Annotated in this window: 16 protein-coding genes and 4 pseudogenes; 8 read left to right on the forward strand and 12 right to left on the reverse strand. The window is 70.4% G+C overall.

Going from position 1 to position 20,248, the window contains the following annotated elements:
- Positions 1–44: 44 nt before the first annotated feature.
- From ABZU99_RS19890 to ABZU99_RS19900, 3 genes and pseudogenes are all read right to left on the reverse strand, one after another.
- The gene (locus tag ABZU99_RS19890) at positions 45–1,040 is read right to left on the reverse strand and encodes an LLM class flavin-dependent oxidoreductase (RefSeq protein ID WP_356046086.1); all 996 of its coding nucleotides are present in this window, start codon (positions 1,038–1,040) and stop codon (positions 45–47) included.
- A gap of 139 nt (positions 1,041–1,179) precedes the next feature.
- Positions 1,180–1,313, reverse strand: a pseudogene (locus ABZU99_RS19895) (MBL fold metallo-hydrolase); the annotation flags it as partial.
- A 191-nt stretch (positions 1,314–1,504) separates the two neighbouring features.
- Positions 1,505–2,533 (reverse strand): alpha/beta hydrolase, encoded by a 1,029-nt coding sequence (locus ABZU99_RS19900; protein ID WP_355944200.1) that lies wholly within the window; start codon positions 2,531–2,533, stop codon positions 1,505–1,507.
- A 436-nt stretch (positions 2,534–2,969) separates the two neighbouring features.
- On the opposite strand from ABZU99_RS19900, the gene ABZU99_RS19905 reads away from it, so the two are divergent.
- The 3 genes from ABZU99_RS19905 to ABZU99_RS19915 all read left to right on the forward strand — a co-directional run bounded on the left by ABZU99_RS19905 (position 2,970) and on the right by ABZU99_RS19915 (position 5,172).
- Complete coding sequence (locus ABZU99_RS19905; RefSeq protein ID WP_355944202.1) at positions 2,970–3,191, forward strand: hypothetical protein; 222 nt, start codon at positions 2,970–2,972, stop codon at positions 3,189–3,191.
- A gap of 210 nt (positions 3,192–3,401) precedes the next feature.
- Entirely contained in the window at positions 3,402–4,844 is a 1,443-nt protein-coding gene (locus ABZU99_RS19910) for a glyceraldehyde-3-phosphate dehydrogenase (protein ID WP_355944204.1), read from the forward strand.
- A 217-nt stretch (positions 4,845–5,061) separates the two neighbouring features.
- Positions 5,062–5,172 (forward strand): SDR family oxidoreductase, encoded by a 111-nt coding sequence (locus ABZU99_RS19915; protein ID WP_355944206.1) that lies wholly within the window; start codon positions 5,062–5,064, stop codon positions 5,170–5,172.
- Here ABZU99_RS19915 and ABZU99_RS19920 read toward each other — a convergent pair.
- From ABZU99_RS19920 to ABZU99_RS19940, 5 genes and pseudogenes are all read right to left on the reverse strand, one after another.
- Positions 5,141–5,563, reverse strand: coding sequence for a hypothetical protein (locus ABZU99_RS19920; RefSeq protein ID WP_355944208.1), 423 nt, complete (start codon positions 5,561–5,563; stop codon positions 5,141–5,143). The genes ABZU99_RS19915 and ABZU99_RS19920 overlap by 32 nt on opposite strands.
- Positions 5,556–6,731: a zinc-dependent alcohol dehydrogenase gene (locus ABZU99_RS19925; RefSeq protein WP_355944210.1), complete on the reverse strand. Its 1,176-nt coding sequence runs from the start codon at positions 6,729–6,731 to the stop codon at positions 5,556–5,558. The genes ABZU99_RS19920 and ABZU99_RS19925 overlap by 8 nt, the downstream gene beginning before the upstream one ends.
- Positions 6,728–7,078 carry a hypothetical protein gene (locus ABZU99_RS19930; RefSeq protein WP_355944212.1) on the reverse strand — a complete coding sequence of 117 codons (351 nt, stop codon included), beginning with the start codon at positions 7,076–7,078 and terminating at the stop codon, positions 6,728–6,730. The genes ABZU99_RS19925 and ABZU99_RS19930 overlap by 4 nt, the downstream gene beginning before the upstream one ends.
- Before the next feature lie 252 nt (positions 7,079–7,330).
- Positions 7,331–7,610, reverse strand: a pseudogene (locus ABZU99_RS19935) (L-seryl-tRNA(Sec) selenium transferase); the annotation flags it as partial.
- A gap of 81 nt (positions 7,611–7,691) precedes the next feature.
- Entirely contained in the window at positions 7,692–10,991 is a 3,300-nt protein-coding gene (locus ABZU99_RS19940; protein ID WP_356046090.1) for a carboxyl transferase domain-containing protein, read from the reverse strand.
- A gap of 81 nt (positions 10,992–11,072) precedes the next feature.
- Between ABZU99_RS19940 and ABZU99_RS19945 the strand changes: the two genes are divergently transcribed.
- From ABZU99_RS19945 to ABZU99_RS19955, 3 genes are read left to right on the forward strand one after another with little or no spacing between them, the layout of a single operon-like run.
- A complete protein-coding gene (locus ABZU99_RS19945) occupies positions 11,073–11,717 on the forward strand; it encodes a helix-turn-helix domain-containing protein (protein WP_355944216.1) in 645 nt (214 codons plus the stop codon).
- Between the two features lie 7 nt (positions 11,718–11,724).
- Positions 11,725–13,455: an AMP-binding protein gene (locus tag ABZU99_RS19950; protein WP_355944218.1), complete on the forward strand. Its 1,731-nt coding sequence runs from the start codon at positions 11,725–11,727 to the stop codon at positions 13,453–13,455.
- Positions 13,456–13,510: 55 nt separating this feature from the next.
- Positions 13,511–15,388, forward strand: a complete 1,878-nt coding sequence (locus ABZU99_RS19955; RefSeq protein ID WP_356046093.1) for a propionyl-CoA synthetase — start codon at positions 13,511–13,513, stop codon at positions 15,386–15,388.
- A 330-nt stretch (positions 15,389–15,718) separates the two neighbouring features.
- Here the strand turns inward: ABZU99_RS19955 and ABZU99_RS19960 are convergent.
- From ABZU99_RS19960 to ABZU99_RS19975, 4 genes and pseudogenes are all read right to left on the reverse strand, one after another.
- Positions 15,719–15,826, reverse strand: a pseudogene (locus tag ABZU99_RS19960) (acyl-CoA dehydrogenase family protein); the annotation flags it as partial.
- A pseudogene (locus ABZU99_RS19965) lies at positions 15,781–15,876 on the reverse strand (3-hydroxyacyl-CoA dehydrogenase NAD-binding domain-containing protein); the annotation flags it as partial. The pseudogenes ABZU99_RS19965 and ABZU99_RS19960, both read right to left, overlap by 46 nt.
- Before the next feature lie 23 nt (positions 15,877–15,899).
- Positions 15,900–16,700, reverse strand: a complete 801-nt coding sequence (locus ABZU99_RS19970; RefSeq protein ID WP_356046095.1) for a CoA-transferase — start codon at positions 16,698–16,700, stop codon at positions 15,900–15,902.
- 108 nt (positions 16,701–16,808) lie between these two features.
- Positions 16,809–17,738 (reverse strand): CoA-transferase, encoded by a 930-nt coding sequence (locus ABZU99_RS19975; protein ID WP_356046097.1) that lies wholly within the window; start codon positions 17,736–17,738, stop codon positions 16,809–16,811.
- A 138-nt stretch (positions 17,739–17,876) separates the two neighbouring features.
- Here ABZU99_RS19975 and ABZU99_RS19980 point away from each other — a divergent pair, with 138 nt between their 5' ends.
- Positions 17,877–18,788 (forward strand): LysR family transcriptional regulator, encoded by a 912-nt coding sequence (locus tag ABZU99_RS19980; protein WP_356046099.1) that lies wholly within the window; start codon positions 17,877–17,879, stop codon positions 18,786–18,788.
- A 104-nt stretch (positions 18,789–18,892) separates the two neighbouring features.
- Positions 18,893–20,116 (forward strand): acetyl-CoA C-acetyltransferase, encoded by a 1,224-nt coding sequence (locus tag ABZU99_RS19985; protein ID WP_356046100.1) that lies wholly within the window; start codon positions 18,893–18,895, stop codon positions 20,114–20,116.
- Positions 20,117–20,248 lie beyond the last annotated feature (132 nt).

Consider the following 20,248-nt stretch of genomic DNA (forward strand, 5'->3'; position numbering starts at 1 on the left):
TCATGCCGTATGCACAGTCGCCTCTGTGCCGGTGTGTGCGGGGCTCAGTGCTTCGGCGCCTTCAACGGCGTTGCGGCATGCTGTTTGACGAGTTCGTACGATCGCAAGCGGGCAGCCAACGCGTAGACAGGCGTGACCAGCATCAGTTCGTCCGCGCCGGTCGCGTCCGCCAGTTCCGTCAGGCGTCGCACGACGGTCTCGGGTGCGCCGTGCGCTTGATGGGCCCGGAAAGCCGCCAGCGCCTGCCGCTCTTCCGCGGTGAAAGGGTGTGCGGATGCCTCTGTGGGCGAGGGGAACGGGGCCTCGCTGTGTCCCTTGAGGAGCCCGGCCTTGACGACGTCCATGGGGCCGGCCAGCCGTACTGCTTCCTCCTGCGTCTCGGCGCAGACTGTTTCCACACACACCAACACGCGGGGGCGTTCACACCACTGGGAGGGGGAGAAACGCGCACGGTAATGGTCGAGTGCGGCGAGGGTGTTGTCGGGACGGATGTGATGGGCGAAGGCGATCGGCAGGCCGAGTTCCGCGGCGAGCGCGGCACCGGCGGTACTGGAGGACAGCAGCCACGGTTCCGGGAGCGGACCGAGCGCCACCTCGTCGACCAGGAACCGCAGCGTTGATGCCACGTCGTCCCGGTACTCGTCGTCCGTCGTGGGTCCGGCGCCGCGCCGCAGTGCCCGGGCGGTGGACTCGTCGAAGGTGCCAGGACCGCGGCCGATGCCCAGATCGATCCGGTCGGGGTGCAGTGCGGCGAGTGTGCCGAACTGTTCCGCCAGCATGATGGGGGCGTGGTTGGGGGCGAGTACGCCTCCGGACCCCAAGCGGATGGCCGATGTCGACGCGGCCGCATGAGCGGTCAGGACGACGGGTGGGAACGCGCCGATGGCGGGGGAATGATGGTGCTCGGCGTACCAGAGCCGCCGGTAGCCGAGGGTGTCGAGACGCCGGGCGAAGTGGGCGGTGTCACGTAACGTGTCCACGGCCCGCATACCGGCCTGGACCATGGCGACTTCCAGCGCGGAGAGCGGCAGGTCGATCATGAGGCCAGCATAGGGAGTGCCGGTGGCCTCGGGCAGCTGTTCGCCCGATTGTGCGGAGGACCCCGCGAAGCGTTCGGTGCTTCGACTGTGCGTGTGTCATGAGGCGCGCACGGCTCTGCGGCTGCCGCTGCTCAGCGCGGCCGCCGCGGAAGAGCGTGTCCCTGGTGAAGACCGTAGGCAGCACCGGCGCGTACAGGCTGACGGCGCCGGGGTATGCCCCTGGGTGAGGGCTGCCGTGAGCCGGTTTCCCGCCATGGACAGGGTCCGTCCCTCGGTCGCCCGGGCCAGGATGACCCTAAGCGGATGCGGTGAAGTTCGCCGCTGATCCCTCGCCGTTCGGCCTGGCCGAGGGCTTGAACGCCGACGCGCTGTGGCAGCGCGATGTGCTGGGTGATGCCTCGGCCCCCGACGGGGTTGTGGCCGGCCAACTCGTCTACTGGGAAGCGGTGTTGTCTGGGCTGTCTTCAAGACGGGCTCCGCGTATCCGCCGATCGACCGGACCGGTCCGGAAGATAGGCGCTGAGCCAGAGATCGAGCTCGGCGAAGATGCGCTCGCGCACGTCGGGCGCCGACAGTACCAGGTCGTGCACCCCGTCCCGGACGCGCACGGTGGTGACCCGCGGGCCCAGCCGGGGGGCGAGGCAGGCGATGTCGTCGGCGCGCAGGATGCCGTCGGTGCGGAGCAGGTCGTCGTTCCACTTGGTGGTACTGGTGCTGGCGGTTGAGGCCATCACCAGGACCGGGCAGTCGATCCGCAAGCCCCGGCGCACCCGCCGCTGACCCCGCTGGATCGCCGCCAGCCACCCGGCGTAGAGGGGGAAGCCCTCGGCGGGCTTGAGGGTCAGGTCGAACTCCCAATTGCCCCGGAAGTCGCGGTGGAGGCTGTGCACGTAGAACGGGTTGAGGGGAGCCGGGAGCTTGCGGGTGGCCGCGAAACGTCCGAGGGCGTGGACGACGGGGGCGCCGAGCGTGCGTATCAGCGAGGGGGCGGGCAGGGACAGGAACGGGCTGTTGAGGAAGAGCGCGTCGATCGTCCCCCGCCCAGCCCGCCGGTCGGCGTACAGCGCGCTGATCAGGCCGCCCGTGGAGTGGCCGTTGAGCAGCAGGGTGTCGTGCCCGTCGACCTCGCGGATGATGCGGACGGCCTCGTCGAGTTCCTCGTCGTAGGTGTCGAGGTCGCGGATGAAGTTCGGCGAGTGGTGCGGGCGCAATGAGCGGCCGTACTTGCGCAGGTCGAGTGCGTAGAAGTCGTAGCCGCGCTCGGCGTAGAAGTCGGCCAGGTGGGTCTGGAAGAAGTAGTCGATGTAGCCGTGCACGTAGAGCACGGCCCGGCGGCGGCCTCCAGCCGCCGCGCCAGGAGCTCCGGCCTGGCGGCGGACCAGGGTCGCGACGACATCGCCCTCGTCATCGGCGGCGAGCGGCAGGTCGACGGCCTGATAGGGCTCGCCCAGGATGTCGGTAAGGAAGTCCACGGCGCCGACTGTAATGGGCATGCCCGGCTCCGACGCCTCCGGAATCCCGTGGGCTTGATCACTGCCGGCGCGGGCGGCGATCTCGCCGCGGACCGCTGGACGGCCCCTCGGCAGCGGGTCAGCTGAGCGGTAGGCGCCGCTTTACCTCGCTCGACCTGGCCCGTATCGCGGAGCTGGGTCAGACGACGGTGGATTGGCTGCTGACCGGTCGCGAGCCGCAGCGGCCGGGGGTCGTGTCGTGCGCCCCTCCGCGGCCGTGGTCAGGGGCGCGGCGCCGCAGCAAGACGGCGTGCGGGCGGCGTGCGGACGGCGGGGGGAAGTGGCGATGTGCCCGATCCGTTGCCGAACACGATCCCTGCCCCGGTCTGCTCGGCGACCGGGACTCGGAGGGTACCGGAACGTAAGATCAGTACGCCGGGGCCGCACGGACAGGTCCGGTTGGCGCATACTTACAACAATGACAAAGCCAGCTGTGACCAAGCGCCGTCTACCCTCCAGCCCCTTCAAGGCGCAGGAAGCGCCACCTGAGAAGCACTTCGCCGTCGCCGACCGCGTTACCCACGATGTGCACGGCCTCGGTCGGGTCATCGAGGTCGAGGAGGGAATCGCGGTGCTCGTGGACTTCGGCTCGCGACGGGAACGGATCACGAGTCCGTACGCCAAGATGACCCTGCTGTAAGGCTGCGGTGTCCGGTCGAGGCGGAGATCGCAGTCGCCGCCTCCGGCATCTGCCCGGATATGTCCACGCTGACCAGGAGCGGCGTCCAGCTCCCTGTGCCGCTGTGGCGCGGGGGCCCGAGCGGGGGATGCCGCTCAGGTGGCACCGTTCGAATGATCAAAGTGGCGACGAGCTACCATCTGAGCACCGCCTAGCTCGAAAGATGGACTTGTGACCCACGAGGACTCGTTCACCAACTGGAAGAACCGCGAGGAGATCGCGGAGTCGATGATCCCGATCATCGGGAAGCTGCATCGGGAACGGGATGTAACGGTCCTGCTTCACAGCCGCTCCTTGGTGAACAAGTCGGTGGTCAGCATCCTCAAGGCGCATCGATTCGCCCGGCAGATCGCCGGCGAGGAACTCTCGGTCACCCAGACGCTCCCGTTCCTGCACGCTCTCACTACGCTCGATCTCGGCCCTTCTCAGATCGACATCGGCATGCTTGCCGCGATGCACAGGACCGACGACCGGCATCTCTCGGTGGAGGCGTTCACCGCCGAGGCCGTCGCCGGCGCCACGGGTGCCAACAAGATCGAGTGCCGCGAGCCGCGCGATGTCGTCCTCTACGGGTTCGGTCGCATCGGCCGCCTCCTCGCCCGCCTGCTCATCGAGAAGGCCGGCTCCGGCAACGGTCTGCGGCTGCGGGCCATCGTCGTCCGCAAGGGCTCCGGCCAGGACATCGTCAAGCGGGCCTCGCTGCTGCGCCGTGACTCCATCCATGGCCAGTTCCAGGGCACGATCACCGTCGACGAGACGAACAGCAAGATCATCGCTAACGGCAACGAGATCAAGGTGATCTACTCCGACGCCCCGACGTCGGTGGACTACACGGCGTACGGCATCAAGGACGCCATCCTCATCGACAACACCGGCAAGTGGCGCGACCGCGAGGGCCTGTCGCAGCACCTCCGCCCCGGTATCGCCAAGGTCGTCCTGACCGCGCCGGGCAAGGGCGACGTCCCCAACGTCGTCCATGGCGTGAACCACGACATGATCAAGCCGGATGAGCAGATCCTGTCCTGCGCGTCCTGCACCACCAACGCGATCGTCCCGCCGCTGAAGGCGATGGCGGACGAATACGGTGTTCTGCGCGGCCACGTGGAAACCGTCCACTCGTTCACCAATGACCAGAACCTGCTGGACAACTATCACAGCTCAGACCGCCGCGGCCGCTCGGCGCCGCTCAACATGGTCATCACCGAGACCGGTGCCGCCTCCGCCGTCGCCAAGGCGCTGCCCGACCTCAAGGCGAGGATCACCGGCAGTTCGATCCGCGTCCCGGTGCCGGACGTCTCGATCGCGATCCTCAGCCTGCGGCTGGCGCGCGAGACCACGCGTGAGGAGGTCCTCGACTACCTCCGCAACGTGTCGTTGACTTCGCCGCTCAAGCGCCAGATCGACTTCATCAGCGCCCCCGACGCGGTCTCGAGCGACTTCATCGGCTCGCGCCACGCCTCGATCGTCGACGCCGGCGCAACCAAGGTCGACGGCGACAACGCCATCCTCTACCTGTGGTACGACAACGAGTTCGGCTACTCCTGCCAGGTCACCCGCGTCGTCCAGCACGTCTCCGGGGTGGAATACCCGACCTACCCGGCCCCGGTGGTCTGATTTCGGTGGACTGACCGATCCGGTGTCCCGGCAGGCGGGGCGGCAGTGGGCGGCATCCGATCCGGATCGTCAACGTCAGCACGATCGGGATCGGATGCCGCCCAGCCGGCCGTAGCCGGGATGTCGGTCCACGGCGGTTCGGCGAAGCGGGGGTACGGGTCAATGCCGTCGTCCCGGGGCCGATCCGCAGTGAGAAGGTCAGACCCTGCTCAAGCGCATGGGCTCCACCACCGAGATCGCCCAGGTCATCCTCTTCCTAGCGAGTGACCGCTCCGGCTACCCGACCGGGTCCACCGTCACCGCGGACGGAGGGCGCGCGGTCGTCTGACGGGGTGACGGCCCGAACGTCGCCAGGCGATGAGCCAGCCGGTCTCGACGACCGCGTCGACGATGTGCGCACGGCGGACCTTGCCCGCGGGGACATAGACCACATCGGCCACCAGCAGAGTGGCGGCTGTGCCGATCCCGATCCGACGTGCCTGAGCCAGGCATTCGGGCGTGGACAAGGTGCGGAGCTGGTTCCAGCCGTTGGAGACCAGCAGTCCCGCCACGGTGCGCACCAGCCAGTCCTGCTCACCTTTCGCCCTCCTGGGACCGAAGAGGCCCTCGAAGCTGCCAAGGTGCAGCAGGGGCCACGCCCCGCAAACGAGGTTGAACAGCCCCTGAGCCCGGGCCACCAGCGCAGGATTGATGACGAGGCTCCTCGTTGGCTCACTCACCGGGCCGGATCACCACGCGCACACAGCCCTCCGTCTTGTGCTTGAACATGGCGTAACCCTTCGGCCCCTGGTCCAGGGACACCGTGTGGGTGGCCAGGTGGGAGGTCTTGAGCTCTCCGGCCGCTATGCGGCTCAGCAGCATCGGGATGTAGCGCTGGCCGTGCTGCTGGGCGCCGCGCACGGTCAGGCCCTTGTTCATCGCGGCTCCCAGGGGGAACTTGTCGACCAGGCCGCCGAATACGCCGAGCACGAACACCGTGCCGCCCTTACGGCAGGCATGAATGGCCTGCCGTACCGCGGTCGGCCGGTCCGTCTGCAGCCGCAATTGCTGCTTGGCCCGGTCGTACAGCCGGGAAAGGCCGACGCTGTCCGCCTCCATGCCGACCGCCTCGATGCATACGTCAGGACCGCGTCCGCCGGTCCGCTCCCGCAGCTCCGGCCCGATGTCCGTCGCGGTGTAGTCGAGGGTTTCGCAGCCGATGTGCCGCTCGGTCATGGCCAGCCGCTCGGGGATGCGGTCGACGCAGATCACCCGCTCGGCGCCGAGCAACATCGCGGCACGCGCCGCCATCTGTCCCACGGCTCCGCACCCCCACACCGCCACCACATCTCCAGGACCGACGCCCCCGAGGTGAGCTCCCATCCATCCGGTCGGTGCCGAGTCGGAGGCGAACAGGGCACTGGTGTCGTCGATCCCCTCGGGAACCGGAAATGCCCCGTAGTCGGCGAAGGGCACCCGTATGTACTCGGCATGGCTGCCGCGCAGCCCGCCCATGATGTGGGAGTAGCCGAAGATACCGCCCGTGTCGTGGCCGAAGAGGGCCTGGCCGAGACCTGGGTTGGTGTTGCTGTTGTCGCACAGGGACCACAGGTCGTTGGCGCAGTACCAGCAGCGCCCGCAGCCGACGAACGAGCAGACCACCACACGGTCGCCAACGGCGTGGCGGCGCACCCTGGGGCCCCTTTCGACGACCTCGCCGAGGAACTCATGGCCGATGACGTCACCGGCTCGCATCGCGGGGATGTAGCCCCCGATCAAATGGAGATCCGACCCACAGGTGGTACCGGCGATGAGCCGTACGATGACGTCCTGCTCGTTCCGCAGCTCGGGGTCGGGGACCCGCTCGACCGCCAGCTTGTTCACACCTTCCCAGCACAGAGCCTTCACAGCACTCCCTCCCCACCGGACCGCCGGGTCAGCAGGCCGATGACCTTGCCGCCCGGGGACTCATGTGTCGTCGGCGGAGCGTCGGGAAGCAGGATCTCTCCCGCCTCGAGCAAGGATTTGGCCTCGCGCAGGGCCGTCCGTACCTCCTGGCGCGGATCCTGACCGGCCAGCCTGCCCGGCAGCGAGGAGGCGAGCTTCGGAACCGGTTCCTTGGGCCGCGCCGCCACTTCCGTTCCACGGTTGCCCGGCGCGGGACGAACCCGGATCTCCAGCCGGTCTCCACAGCGCTCCAGCGGTTCCGGCAACGTCGGCACCTGCACCTCGCCGGGCGCACGGTAGATGGTCACCGTCAGCCATCGGCCGCCACGGGAGCCGGCCCCCCGCGATGACCTGCGACAACACCACCAGACCCCCGTCCCCAGGGCCGCCGCCGCGGATCCGATCACAGCCGTCCGGACACGTCTCATCGGGCTTCTCCCGTCCTCGATCAGTCCGTGAGTCCCCCCTATCCGCCGTCCGATTCACCTTCGCCTGCGGGGGGTGCCGGATTCCTGACGGCTGCCGCCCCCACACCGGCGAGCATGTTGCCCACCAGCCGGGCGGGAGAGTCGCCGCACGAGGTCGGCGCGCCCCAGCAGGAGGCCGCACTGCGGACCGCCCAGCAGCTTGTCGCCGCCGGCGGTCAACAGGCAGGCACCGGCGCGCAGCCAGGTGGTCGCTGGAGGAGTGGACCTTGAGGATGAACCCGGTCCCCGGTGTCACGGCCGAGGCGTGGTCCGCGGGGGCGGTGCGGTTGGTCGTGCCGACTTCCCGCAGCCGAGCACCGGTGCTCACCAGGAGGTCCGGCAGCCGGAAGCCGTCCCCGACCTCCACCCGTTTCGCCTCGGCACCCAGCGTGGTCAGCGTACGGTCGGGACGAGGTCTGGCGGGGAGCCACACTGTGGGTGCCCCGGATGGCGATCACCAGGTGTCGATGAACGGGCGGCGCTTGGTGCCGGCCGGGATCGACTCCGTACGCCGGTCGTCGACGGCAGCGGTGATCCAGCGGCGCGAGTCGGCCGGGTCGATTACGTCGTCGACCTCCAGCGCGGCCGCGGCGTTGACGGCCTTGCCGCGGTCATAGAGCTCGGCCAGAAGCCGCTCGTACTCCCGGTCGCGTTCGCCCGGGTCGGAGATGGCCGCCAGCTCTTTGCGGTAGCCCAGCCGTACCGCGCCCTCCAGGCCCATCGCGCCGAGCTCCCCGCTGGGCCACGCCGCGGTGGCCACCGGAGCGTGGGTGCTGCCGCCGAGCATGGCCATGGCGCCCAGGCCGTACGCCTTGCGCAGGATCAGGGCGACCACGGGCACGGACAGGTTCGCACCGGTCACGAAGAGCCGGGAGAAGTGCCGGACGGTCGCGGTGCGTTCCGCGTCCGGGCCGACCATGAAGCCGGGAGTGTCACACAGGGACACGACCGGCAGTCCAAAGGCGTCGCAGAGCTGGAGAAAACGGGCCGCCTTGTCCGCCGCGTCGCGGTCGATCGCCCCGCCGAGGTGATGCGGATTATTGGCCAGCAGGCCCATCGGGCGGCCCTCGATCCGCACCAGGGCGGTCAGCGCACCCTGGCCGAACCCCGGGCGCAGTTCCAGGACGGAGCCGGTGTCCGCCAGGCCGTGGACGACCGCGCGCATGTCGTAGGCGCGGCGGCGGTTCTCCGGCACGGCGTGGCGCAGCGGGCGCTGGTCCGGGGCCTCCCAGTCGCCGAGCGGGCCCTGGAAGTACGACAGGTAGCGGCGCGCCGTGTCCACCGCCTCCGCCTCGTCCTCGACCGGCAGGTCCACCACCCCGTTCGCCACCTGGACCTCTCTCGGGCCGACCTGCTCCGGCCGGAAGACCCCGAGCCCACCGCCCTCGATCATGGCGGGCCCGCCCATGCCGATCGTGGCCTCGGGAGTCGCGATGATCACGTCGCAGCACCCGAGGAGGGCCGCGTTGCCCGCGAAGCACCGGCCCGACGCGATGCCCACCAGTGGCACCAGCCCGCTCAGCCGCCCCATCTGATGGAACGTCGTGAGGTCCAGACCGGCCACGGACGTGGTGTCCGTGTCACCCGGCCGGCCGCCGCCGCCCTCCGCGAACAGCACGACGGGCAGCCTCCGACGTTCGGCGAGCTGCAGCATCCGGTCCGTCTTGCGGTGGTTCTGGGCGCCTTGGGTCCCGGCCAGGACCGTGTAGTCGTAGGACATCACGACGCACGGATCGCCGCCCACGGTGGCGACCCCCGTGACCATGCCGTCGGCGGGGGTCGAGGCGATCAGGTCCTCCAACGTGCGGCGGCGGCGCTGGGCGGCGATGGCGAGCGCGCCGTACTCGGTGAAGCTGCCGTCGTCGCACAGGTCCGCGATGTTCTCGCGAGCGGTGCGGCGGCCGATGCGGTGGCGTGCCGACACCGCGTCGGGGCGGGCCGGGTCCAGCCCGATGGCGTGCCGGCTCAGTGCCTCCGCCAGGTCGGCCCGTACGAGGTCGGGGTCGGGGCGTTCCTCCGGCTCCCCCGCGCTCGGCCCGTCTTCCTCCGGGTCCGGGTCCACGAAGAGCAGCGGCTGTCCCTCGCCGACCGAGTCGCCGACGGCCACCGCTGCCCGTCGTACGGTTCCGGTGGAGACCGCCCGGACGACGTGCTCCATCTTCATCGCCTCGATGACGGCGACCTGACGGCCGGCCAGAACGTGGTCACCGGGCGCGGCGTCCACGGCGATGACGGCCCCGTGCATCGGGGCGACCACCGTTCCCGGCGCGGAGGTGGCCCCGGCCGCATCCGTGCCGGGCTCCGTGCTGAGCTCCGCGCCGGGCTCCGTGCTGAGCTCCGCGCCGGGCTCCGTGCCGGGATTCGCGCTGGAGTCCGTCTCCGCCGCCGCGAGGAGTTCGGGCAGGTGCCGGGTGACGAAGTCGGTGTCGGCGCCGCCTCGGGTGAAGGCCGGATGCGCCAGGACCGCGGACAGCAGCGGGATCCCGGTCCGTACGCCCTCGACACGGAACTCCGCGAGCGCCCGCTGGGCCCGCTGCGCGGCGGTCGGCAGTGCCTGTGCCCGCACCACCACCTTGGCCAGCAGCGAGTCGTAGCGCGTCCCGACCCGCTGGCCGAGCCGGGCCGCGGTGTCCACCCGGATGCCGGGGCCGGCCGGCGGCTCGAAACGGGTGAGGGTTCCCGCGGAGGGCAGCGAGGCGCCGTCGGGGCCGAGCGCCTCGGCGTTGACCCGTACCTGGATCGCGACGCCGCGTGGCTCCGGCGGTCGGCCGCCGCCCAGTCCGATGTCCGCCAGTGTCTCCCCGGTGGCCAGCCGCAGCGACGCGGCCACCAGGTCGGTGCCGGTCACCTCCTCGGTGACGGTGTGCTCGACCTGGAGCCGCGGGTTGGCCTCGATGAAGTGGAACTCGCCGCCCTCGACCAGGAATTCGAACGTGCCCAGACCCTCGTAGCCCACCGCCTCGCCCATGCGCAGCGCCGCGTCCAGCAGGCGGTCCCGGACGTCCTCAGGCAGCTGCGGCGCGGGTGCGATCTCGATGAGCTTCTGGTGGCGCCGCTGGATGGAGCAGTCACGCTCCCACAGGTGGGTCACCGCGCCCGTCGCGTCACCGGCGATCTGCACCTCGATGTGACGGGCTCCGGCCAGCAGCCGCTCGACGTACAGCTCGCCGCGCCCGAAGGCGGCTGTCGCCTCCGAGCCGCAGCGTTCCCACGCCTCGTCCAGTTCCGCCGGGCCGCGCACCGCGCGCATCCCCCGCCCGCCGCCCCCGCCCAGCGCCTTGACCATCACGGCGGTGCCCGGCCCGAGGGAGGCCAGGAATCGATGTGCCTCCGCCAGGGTCGTGGGGCCCGGTGTCCCGGGCAGCACCGGCACCCCGAGCCCGGCCGCCAGCTCGCGCGCCCGCGCCTTGTCCCCGAACAGCTCCAGCACCTCGGGGCGGGGCCCGACGAAGCCGACTCCCTCAGCGGCGCAGCGAGCCGCGAAGGCGGCGTTCTCGCTGAGGAATCCATAGCCGGGATGCAGCAGCTCGCATCCGGCGCGCCGGGCGACCGCCAGGATGTGCTCACCGTCCAGGTACCCGGCCGGGCCCGTCCCGCGCAACGGATACGCCTCGTCGGCCAGTTCCGCGTGGAGCGGCTCGGATTCGTCCTCGGCGAAGACCGCGACGGTACGCATTCCCGCCTCGGCCGCGGCCCGGAAGACACGGACGGCGACTTCTCCGCGGTTGGCTACGAGCACGGCTGGCGACCCCATGAGGGCTCCTTCACGCTGAGGCGGCGGTGCGGTGCGGCCATGGTCATTGACATTGACGTCAACGTCAATATGCTCCGTGGCGTGGCAGACGGCACACGCGGAGCACAGCGGCAGTGGGCGACTCGTACGGCACGCGACCGACGGGATGCCCACACCCGCACGCTGCTCCTCGACGCGGCGGAGACCGTGTTCGCCCGGCGCGGCTACGCCCGGACCACGGTCGCGGACATCACCGGCGAGGCGCGGCTGTCGCGGGCCGGCTTCTATGTCTACTTCGCCTCCAAGGAGGAGATCTTCCGGGAGCTCGCGGTGCGGGCACGGGACGCCTTCCTTGCCGCGCAGGAGATCCCCGGGGTGGACGTGGACGACGCCCATGCCCTGGCCGAGGCGACCGTCGCGGCCTTCATCGACGCCTACGTCGCGCATCTGCCCCTGCTCGGGCTCATCGAGCAACAGGCGCCCGCAGACGAGCTGGTCCAGGCCCTGTGGCAGGAGATCCAGGACCGCCCGATGCACCGCATGGCCCGCTACGTCCGCCGTCTCGTCGGGGAAGGCAGGGCGGCGCCCGCCGCCGCACCCCTGGCAGTGGCGAGGGCGGTCGCCGGGATGAACGCGCGGTTCGCCCAGCTGATCGCCGAATCCCCCCGCGAGCGCGATCAGGCCGTGCGCGACCTGACCGCGATGTATCTGCAACTTCTGGGAGTCACTCCGCCAGGCAGAAAGTGAGCCGCCGATGCGTGTCGAGGTCGACGACGAGTACGAGGCGTACCTGGACGATGTCCGCCGCCGTCAGGGCCGGATCCGCCCGCCCGGGCACCCCGCCGAGATCCGCTACCGCGCCGGTGAGGTGCCGGTGCCCGATTGCGTACGCCACTGGGCGCAGGAGGCCCCCGACCGGCCTGCCGTGGTCTTCCGGTCCTCGGTGATCAGCTACGCGCAGCTCGACGAGGCCGCGGACCGGCTGGCCGGATGGCTGGACGGCCATGCCGGCGTGCGCCCCGGCGACCGGGTGGGCGTCTACCTTCCCAACTGCCCGCAGTTCATCGTGACGATGCTGGCGGTGCTGCGGCTCGGCGCCGTCCACGTACCGGTGAACCCGATGTTCAAAGAAGCCGAACTCCGCCACGAACTGCGCGACGCGGGGCCCGAGGTGGTCGTCGCCCTGGACACCCTGGCGTCCGGCCTTGAGGCCGTACGCGCCGACACCCCCGTGCGGCGGGTCCTGGTCACCACCGCTTCCGACATGCTCCCCGGCGCGCCGCCCGGCCCCTGGGCGAAGGCCCTCGCCCACCCTCGCCTGGGGCGCTGCGCGCGCGACCTGGACGCGCTCGCCGCGCTCAACTACACCGGCGGGACCACCGGCATGCCCAAGGGCTGCGAACACACTCAGCGCCACATGCTCTACACCGCGGCCGCCGTGGACTCCGGGACCCTGGCCCCCGATGCCGGAAAGGGCGCCGTCTACCTCTGCCATCTGCCCGTCTTCTGGATCGCCGGCGAGAACCTCGGCATCCTCGCGCCCCTGGCCAGCGGCGGTACCAGCGTGCTCCTCCCGCGCTGGGACGCGGCCGCCGCGCTCGCCGCGATCGAGCGCCACCGGGTCAGCGTCATGGCCGGGACCGTGGAGAACTACCTGGAGATGCTCGACCTGCCGGACTTCTCCCGGCACGACCTGAGCAGTCTCACCGCGCCGTTGACCGTCTCGTTCATCCGCAAGCTGACCCCTTCACTGCGGAAGCGCTGGACGGACGCGGTCGGCCCGCACAGTGTGCTGCGCGAGGCGTCGTACGGCATGACCGAGACCCACACCAGTGACACCTGGACCCTCGGCTTCCAGGACGAGGACCACGACCTGCTCACCGAACCGGTCTTCTGCGGGCTGCCCGTCCCCGGCACCGACGTCATGGTCGTGGACTTCGTCACCGGGCGGCCGCTGCCGCTCGGCGAGCGCGGAGAGATCATCATACGCGGGCCCTCGCTCCTGACCGGCTACTGGCGGCAGCCCGCCGCCACCGCGGAGGCCCTGCACGACGGTTGGCTGCACACCGGGGACATCGGTCTGCTCGACGAGGACGGCTGTCTGCACTACCTGGGCCGCGCCAAGGAAATGATCAAGGTGAACGGGATGAGCGTTTTTCCGACCGAGGTCGAGACGCTGCTCGGCCGCCATCCGGAGGTCCTGGCGGCGGCGGTGGTCCCGGTGGAAGACCCGGAACGCGGCCAGCTTCCCTACGCGTTCGTGCGCACCCTCCCGGACAGCGCGCTGACGGCGCCCGAGCTGTCCGCGTGGGCGCGGCGCACCATGGCTGTCTACAAGGTGCCCCTCGTGGAATTGGTCAGCGAACTGCCGCTCACCACCACCGGGAAGATCAGGAAAGCCGAGCTGATGGACCTGGCCGCTGCCCGCCGGCCACCGTCCGCCGCCTGCGAGGCTGGTCGCCGCCCGGTCGATGGGCCAGACTGATCACAGTTTTCAAGGTCACAGTTCTCAAGGCCGAGCGACGACGTGAGGAGGTCTGATGGGCGCGTACGACGAGACCTACCACCGCAGCCTCGAGGATCCCGAAGGGTTCTGGCTGGACGCGGCAGCGGCGCTCGACTGGACCCGGCCGCCGACCCGGGCGCTGGACGACTCCCGTGCACCGCTCTTGCGGTGGTTCCCCGACGGCGAACTCAACACGGCGTACAACGCGCTGGACCGGCACGTCGAGGCCGGCCTCGGCGACCGGACCGCGCTGATCTACGACTCCCCGGTGACCGGTGCGGTCCGGCGCTTCAGCTACGCCGGGCTCCGTGACGAGGTCGCGCTCTTCGCCGGCGCGCTGCGCTCGCTGGGTGTCGCCAAGGGCGACCGGGTCATCGTCTACATGCCGATGGTGCCCGAGGCGGTCGTCGCCATGCTGGCCTGCGCCAGGATCGGCGCAGTGCACTCGGTGGTGTTCGGCGGCTTCGCGCCCAAGGAGTTGGCCGCCCGCGTCGAGGACGCCGAACCGGCCGTGATCGTGGCGGCGTCCTGCGGGATCGAGCCGACGCGGATCGTGGAGTACCAGCCCATCGTCGAAGCGGCGCTCGACCTGACCACCCACCAGCCGGACAAGGTCGTCGTCCTGCAGCGCGACGCGGCGCGAGCAGAACTGGGCGGGCGTTATCTGGACTGGGCGGATCTCGTCGCCGGCGCCGAGCCGGTCGATCCGGTTCCGATGGCGGCGACCGACCCGCTGTATGTGCTGTACACCTCCGGTACCACCGGCAAGCCGAAAGGCGTCGTCCGCGACACTGGTGGCCATGCGGTCGCGCTGGCGTGGTCGATGGCCGCGATCTATGACATCGGGCCGGGCGACGTCTGGTGGACCGCGTCCGACGTCGGCTGGGTGGTCGGTCACTCCTACATCGTCTACGCGCCGCTGCTGATCGGTGCGACCACCGTGCTGTACGAGGGCAAGCCGGTCGGTACACCGGATGCCGGCGCGTTCTGGCGCGTGATCAGCGAGCACGGTGTGAAGGCGTTGTTCACCGCTCCCACGGCATTGCGGGCGATCAAAAGGGTCGACCCGGAGGCGGCCGAGCTGAAGAGGTACGACCTCTCGTCGTTCCGCACGCTCTTCATGGCCGGGGAGCGGCTCGACCCCGAGACCTACCGCTGGGCGCACCAGAACCTCGGTACACCGGTGGTCGACCATTGGTGGCAGACCGAGACCGGCTGGCCGATCGCGGCGAACCCCCACGGGCTGGAGCCGATGCCGGTCAAGCCCGGGTCGGCAACGGTTCCGGTGCCCGGCTGGAACGTGCGCATCCTTGACCAGAGCGGTGCCGAACTGCCCGCGGGTCAGGAAGGCGTGATCGCGATCCGGCTCCCGCTGCCTCCCGGCGCACTTCCCACCCTGTGGGGTGACGACCAGCGATTCGTCGAGGCATACCTGTCCCAGTACGACGGCTACTACCTGACCGGTGACTCCGGGTACCGCGACGCGGACGGCTACCTGTTCGTCATGGGCCGCACGGACGACGTGATCAACGTGGCGGGGCACCGATTGTCGACCGGTGTGATGGAAGCGGTGCTCGCGGCCCACCCGGCCGTCGCCGAGTGCGCGGTGATCGGGGTGCACGACGAACTCAAGGGCCAGCTGCCCCGGGGCTTCGTGGTGCTCAAGGCGGGCGCCGACATCAGCGACGAAGACCTCCACCAGGAGCTGGTCGCAGCGGTACGCCGGGAGATCGGCCCGGTCGCCGCGTTCCGGGATGTCGCGGTGGTCGACGCGCTGCCCAAGACCCGGTCGGGAAAGATCCTGCGCAAGACGATGCGCGGAATCGCCGACGGTCGCGACGCACCGGTGCCGTCGACGATCGAGGACCCAGCGGTGCTGGACGCGCTGCGGCCCGTGTTGCGCCCTGAGTGAGCGTAAGGGCACCACGCCTTGGCCCCAACCACAGAACGGCGTGATCGGCCGAAATCGCGTTGCCTGGTAGCCGGGTGCGCGCGTACGTTGATTTGCATGGGAACTCTGTGATCGCCCCGCGCGCAACCGCGTAGAGCTCTGCTCCGCGGTTGTGACGCTGATTCGTCCTCGAATCCGTTCCATCGGCACGGCCGAGAACAGGGGCTTTCGCATGCGGATGCGCTTGCCGCGTACGCGCGGCTGACCGAGCGGTACGAGGCTCGCGACGGCGATGCCCGCGTCGGCCATGCGCGCGACCTGGTGCGTGAGCAGCCGGGACGCCTTGACGTCGACGGCGGAGTCCGCGATCAGCTCCTGCACCAGCTGGAACGACGCGATCGGCTTGCCGAACTGCGGGCGTCGGCGAGTTCGACGGTGTGTCCGGCGGCCGCGGCCCACTGGGCGATGCCCCGGCCCATGACCCCGGCTCCCACGATTCTGATGCGCATACGGTTCCCGGCTCCACGTGTCCTCAGCGCAGATAGACGCGGTCGGGGTCGACGTCCTCGCGCAGCAGCCGCAGCTCGGCCTCGGTGGGTGGCTCGATGGTGGCGACGGTGTCGGCGGTCCGTAGGTCCCAGCCGGTGGCCGAGCGGACCTGGTCGACGGTGACGCCGGGGTGGACGGCCACCAGTCGCAGCTCCTCGCCGGCGCCCGATCGGGCGAGGATGCCCAGATCGGTGATCACGCGGGTGACACCGGCGCCGAGCGGGGTGATGCCGTCGGCCACTGCGCGGTCGGGCCCGGGCGAGGTGCAGAAGTCCAGCTTGTCCATGAAGGACCGTGGGTCATGGCGGCGCATCACCACGAAGACCTCCTGGGAGTTGGCCATGACCTCCATGGCGCCGCCCGAACCGGGGAGGCGCACCGCGGGCTCGTGCCAGTCGCCGATGACGGAGGAGTTGAGGTTCCCCCACCGGTCGATCTGGGCGGCGCCGAGAAAGCCGACGTCGATGTGGCCGCCTTGGAGGACGGAGCCGAAGAGGGTGGCCATGGACAGCACGGCCTCGGCGCCGGTGATCAGGACGGCGTCGGCGATCGTTTCGGGCAGGTGGGAGGGGTGGGCCCCACAGACACCGGACTCATAGACGATCTCGATGCTGGGCGCCACGGTGAGATGGGCCAGCGAGGCGGCCAGGGTCGGCAGCCCGATGCCCGCGAACACGGTGCGCTTGGCGGCGAGTTCGCGGGAGGCGACGACGGCGAGCAGTTCGGAGGAGGTCGCGGGGGCGGCCCGGTCCACGGTCGCGGTGGCATCCGGTGTGACGTTCATGTCCCACTCTCTGTCGGTCGGCGGATCTGCCTGTCGGTCGGCGGACCTGCCGGTCCCGCCGGTCTCGTACGGTGCGGGGTCCGTGGTGGCTTCGGGCGGCGGCGCGGGTCACTGCCGCCGTCCGTAGTTCACGGGCAGGCTCATGGCATCGCCCACGGCGAGCCCGGCCCAGAATTCCTCGCCGAGCTTGGCGACGTACTCGGCGTGGTCGCGGGTGCCGTACACCCATTCGGCCATCCAGTCCCGGAGCCGGTCCTCGTCCTTGCTGATCGCCGACCAGGCCCGGTAGAAGGCGTTGTCCCGGTCGTAGTGGCCCTGCGCGAAGGAGGGGTGGGCGCCACGGGGGCAGGCGACGACGGCGTCCACGGCGTGTGAGGGGACGACCGTGCGGTTGGGGTCGGAGCGGATCACCTCGTCGTCGACGATCTCCTCCACGACGACGACGGCCTTGCGGGCGGCGTAGACGGCCTCGGCCTGGATGCCGGTGAGCCCCCAGATCTGGGTGTTGCCCGAGCGGTCGGCGCGCTGGGCGTGAATGATCGTCACATCCGGGTTGACCGGCGGTACGACGTAGATCTCCTCCGTGCCGCCATCCGGCCCGGGATAGGGCGAGGTGACCTTGCGCAGATCCGGGTTGACCGTGGGCAGGTCGCTGCCCGCGTAGGAGCGCAGCGGATAGAAGGGCAGCCGCTGGGCTCCGGCGAGATAGCGGCAGATCATGCCGTAGTGGCTGTACTCCTCGAAGACGAGCGGCTCCGGCACCCCGTGTTCGATCCGGCGGCGCAGCTCGCCGAGGGATCCGGCGGAGGAGTTGCCCACGAAGGAGGAGACCAGGGTCGAGACGCAGCCGCCCGCCAGCATCTGATCCACCACGATGTCCGCAGTCATCCGGACCACGGTGAGGTTCTTCCGCCCCTGCCGGATGATCTCGTGACCGGCGGCGGTCGGGATGAGGTGGGTGAAGCCTTCGAGGGAAACGGTGTCACCGTCGTGCACGAAGGAGGCGATCGCGTCCTTCATCGTCATGGTCTTGTCCACGCCCCCACGCTTCCAGGGTCATTGATTACTGTCTAATACCGAATTAAGGTCAGATTGAGACGGCAGGCTGATAAGTGGCCTGTGGTGCACTGACCGGGGCCCCTCGCCCCCGAATCCGGAACGGGAACGGGAACGGCTGTGGAACTGCGCTACCTCACCTCCTTCGTCGCCGTGGCCGAGGAGTTGCACTTCGGCCGCGCCGCCAAGCGGCTCCAGATGGCCCAGCCGCCGCTCAGCCAGCAGATCCGCCAGCTGGAGAAGGAGCTGGGCGTGCAGCTCTTCGAGCGCAACACCCGCTCGGTCCGGCTCACCAGCGCCGGTCAGTCCTTCCTGAAGCCGGTGCGCACCGTCCTCGACGACCTCGACATCGCCGTGCGCGTCGCCAAGGCCGCCGGGCAGGGTGAGTACGGGCGGGTCTCCGTGGGCTTCGCCGGGGCCTCCACCCATGCCACTTTGCCCGTGCTCACCCGGGCCGTCCGGGCCGCACACCCCGGCCTTGAACTCGTCATGCGGGGGCAGACGTACGCCAATGTCGCCCTCGCCCGGGTCGCGGACGGCTCCCTGGATCTGGGGTTCGTACGGTTGCCGGTCACCCAGCCGGGGGTGGAGGCACGGATGATCGCCGAGGAGGAGCTGGTGTGCGCGCTCCCCTCGGACCATCGGCTGGCGAGTCAGGAGCGGATCGACGTCGCCGATCTGGCCGACGAGCCGTTCGTCAGCTTCCCCGCCAACGCGGGGTCCAGCCTGCGCGACGCCACCTTCAGGGTCTGCGAGGAGGCGGGCTTCAACCCTCGGGTCGTGCAGGAGGCGCCCGACTCGTACACGATCCTGGCGCTGGTCGCCGCGGGGGTCGGCGTGACGCTCACCTTGTCGTCCTGTCTCCACATCCAGCAGACGGGGATGGTGCACCGCCCGCTGGCCGGTCCCGCCATCCGCCTTCAATCGGCCCTGGCATGGCGTACGGACAACCCCTCCGTCGCACTCCGCAGTGTGCTGGCGGTGGCCCGGGAGGCGCTGCCCACGCCGACGCCGTCCCGACGGCCGGATTGAGCGCGTCTCCGTCTTAATCCAGGGCTGATCGGGTATTGGACCTGATGAGTCTGCCGGTGCGAGGGTCGGAGCGACCGTTTCCCCCGCCCCGAGAGGACCGCGACATGTCCGGACAGCCCGACATCGTCATCTGCGCACCGCTGCGTACGCCCATCGGCAGGTTCGGCGGTGCGCTGGCGACCTTGCGCCCCGCCGCCTTGGCCGCACGGGTCGTGTCGGAGGTCGTCAGCCGTACCGGCATCGACGCGGAGCGGGTGGACGAGGTGATCCTGGGACACGCCTACCCGACCTCCGACGCTCCGGCGATCGGGCGGGTGGCGGCCCTGGACGCCGGGCTGCCGGCGTCCGTCTCCGGAGTCCAGATCGACCGCCGCTGCGGCTCGGGGCTTCAGGCCGTGCTCGACGCGGCCATGCAGATCCGCTGCGGTTTCAGCGATGTCGTGATCGCCGGCGGTGTGGACGTGATGAGCGCGGCGCCGTTCTACACGCACGACGGCCGTTGGGGGATCAAGACGCCCAGTCTGGAGCTGCACGACGCGCTGGCGCGCGGCCGGGTCACGGCGGGCGGTGTCAACCACCCCGTACCGGGCGGGATGATCGAGACCGCGGAGAATCTGCGCCGCGAGTTCGGCATCAGCCGCGACGACCAGGACGCCCTGGCCCTGAGGTCGCAGCAGCGAGCGGAGCGGGCGATGGGCACCGGGCTGTTCGACGACGAGATCGTCCCTGTGTCCCTACGCACCCGCAAGGGCGAGACGGTCGTCTCCGCCGACGAGCACCCCCGCCCCGGGACGACGGCGGAGCAGCTCGCGGCGCTGCGGCCCGTCATGGCGAAGTCCGACCCGGAGGCGACGGTCACGGCCGGCAACGCCAGCGGCCAGAACGACGCCGCCGCGGCCTGCCTGGTGACCAGCGCCGCCACCGCCGAGCGGCTGGGCCTGGCCCCGCTCGTCAAGCTCGTCTCGTTCGCCAGGGCGGGCGTGCCCGCCGCGACGATGGGCATCGGACCGGTGCCCGCCACCCGCACCGCCCTCGACCGTGCCGGGCTCCACTTGTCCGACCTGGACCTCATCGAGCTGAACGAGGCCTTCGCCGCGCAGGTCCTGGCCTGTACGCGCGCCCTGGGGCTCACCGAAGACGACCACGAGCGGATCAATGTCAATGGTTCGGGCATTTCCCTCGGGCACCCGGTGGGCGCCACGGGAGCGCGCATCCTGGCGACCCTGGCGCATGAGATGCGGCGCAGGGAGGCCCGCTACGGGCTGGAGACGATGTGCATCGGTGGCGGGCAGGGGCTGGCCGCGGTGTTCGAGCGGATCGGTGACTGACGGGCCAGGCAACGCGGAACGGCGCACTCGGCCATTGATGCGGCGCAGGGAGGCCCGCTACGGGCTGGAGACGATGTGCATCGGTGGCGGGCAGGGGCTGGCCGCGGTGTTCGAGCGGATCGGCGACTGACG

Origin of the sequence: Streptomyces sp. NPDC005266, assembly GCF_040607655.1 — a bacterium.
Classification (GTDB): domain Bacteria; phylum Actinomycetota; class Actinomycetes; order Streptomycetales; family Streptomycetaceae; genus Streptomyces.

Coding starts and splice junctions, on each gene's coding strand:
- ABZU99_RS19905 (WP_355944202.1), top strand. CDS start 2,970: ATGACAAAGCCAGCTGTGACCAAGCGCCGTCTACCCTCCAGCCCCTTC.
- ABZU99_RS19955 (WP_356046093.1), top strand. CDS start 13,511: ATGGGCGCGTACGACGAGACCTACCACCGCAGCCTCGAGGATCCCGAA.
- ABZU99_RS19915 (WP_355944206.1), top strand. CDS start 5,062: ATGGGCTCCACCACCGAGATCGCCCAGGTCATCCTCTTCCTAGCGAGT.
- ABZU99_RS19950 (WP_355944218.1), top strand. CDS start 11,725: ATGCGTGTCGAGGTCGACGACGAGTACGAGGCGTACCTGGACGATGTC.
- ABZU99_RS19900 (WP_355944200.1), bottom strand. CDS start 2,533: ATGCCCATTACAGTCGGCGCCGTGGACTTCCTTACCGACATCCTGGGC.
- ABZU99_RS19970 (WP_356046095.1), bottom strand. CDS start 16,700: ATGAACGTCACACCGGATGCCACCGCGACCGTGGACCGGGCCGCCCCC.
- ABZU99_RS19890 (WP_356046086.1), bottom strand. CDS start 1,040: ATGATCGACCTGCCGCTCTCCGCGCTGGAAGTCGCCATGGTCCAGGCC.
- ABZU99_RS19940 (WP_356046090.1), bottom strand. CDS start 10,991: ATGGGGTCGCCAGCCGTGCTCGTAGCCAACCGCGGAGAAGTCGCCGTC.
- ABZU99_RS19985 (WP_356046100.1), top strand. CDS start 18,893: ATGTCCGGACAGCCCGACATCGTCATCTGCGCACCGCTGCGTACGCCC.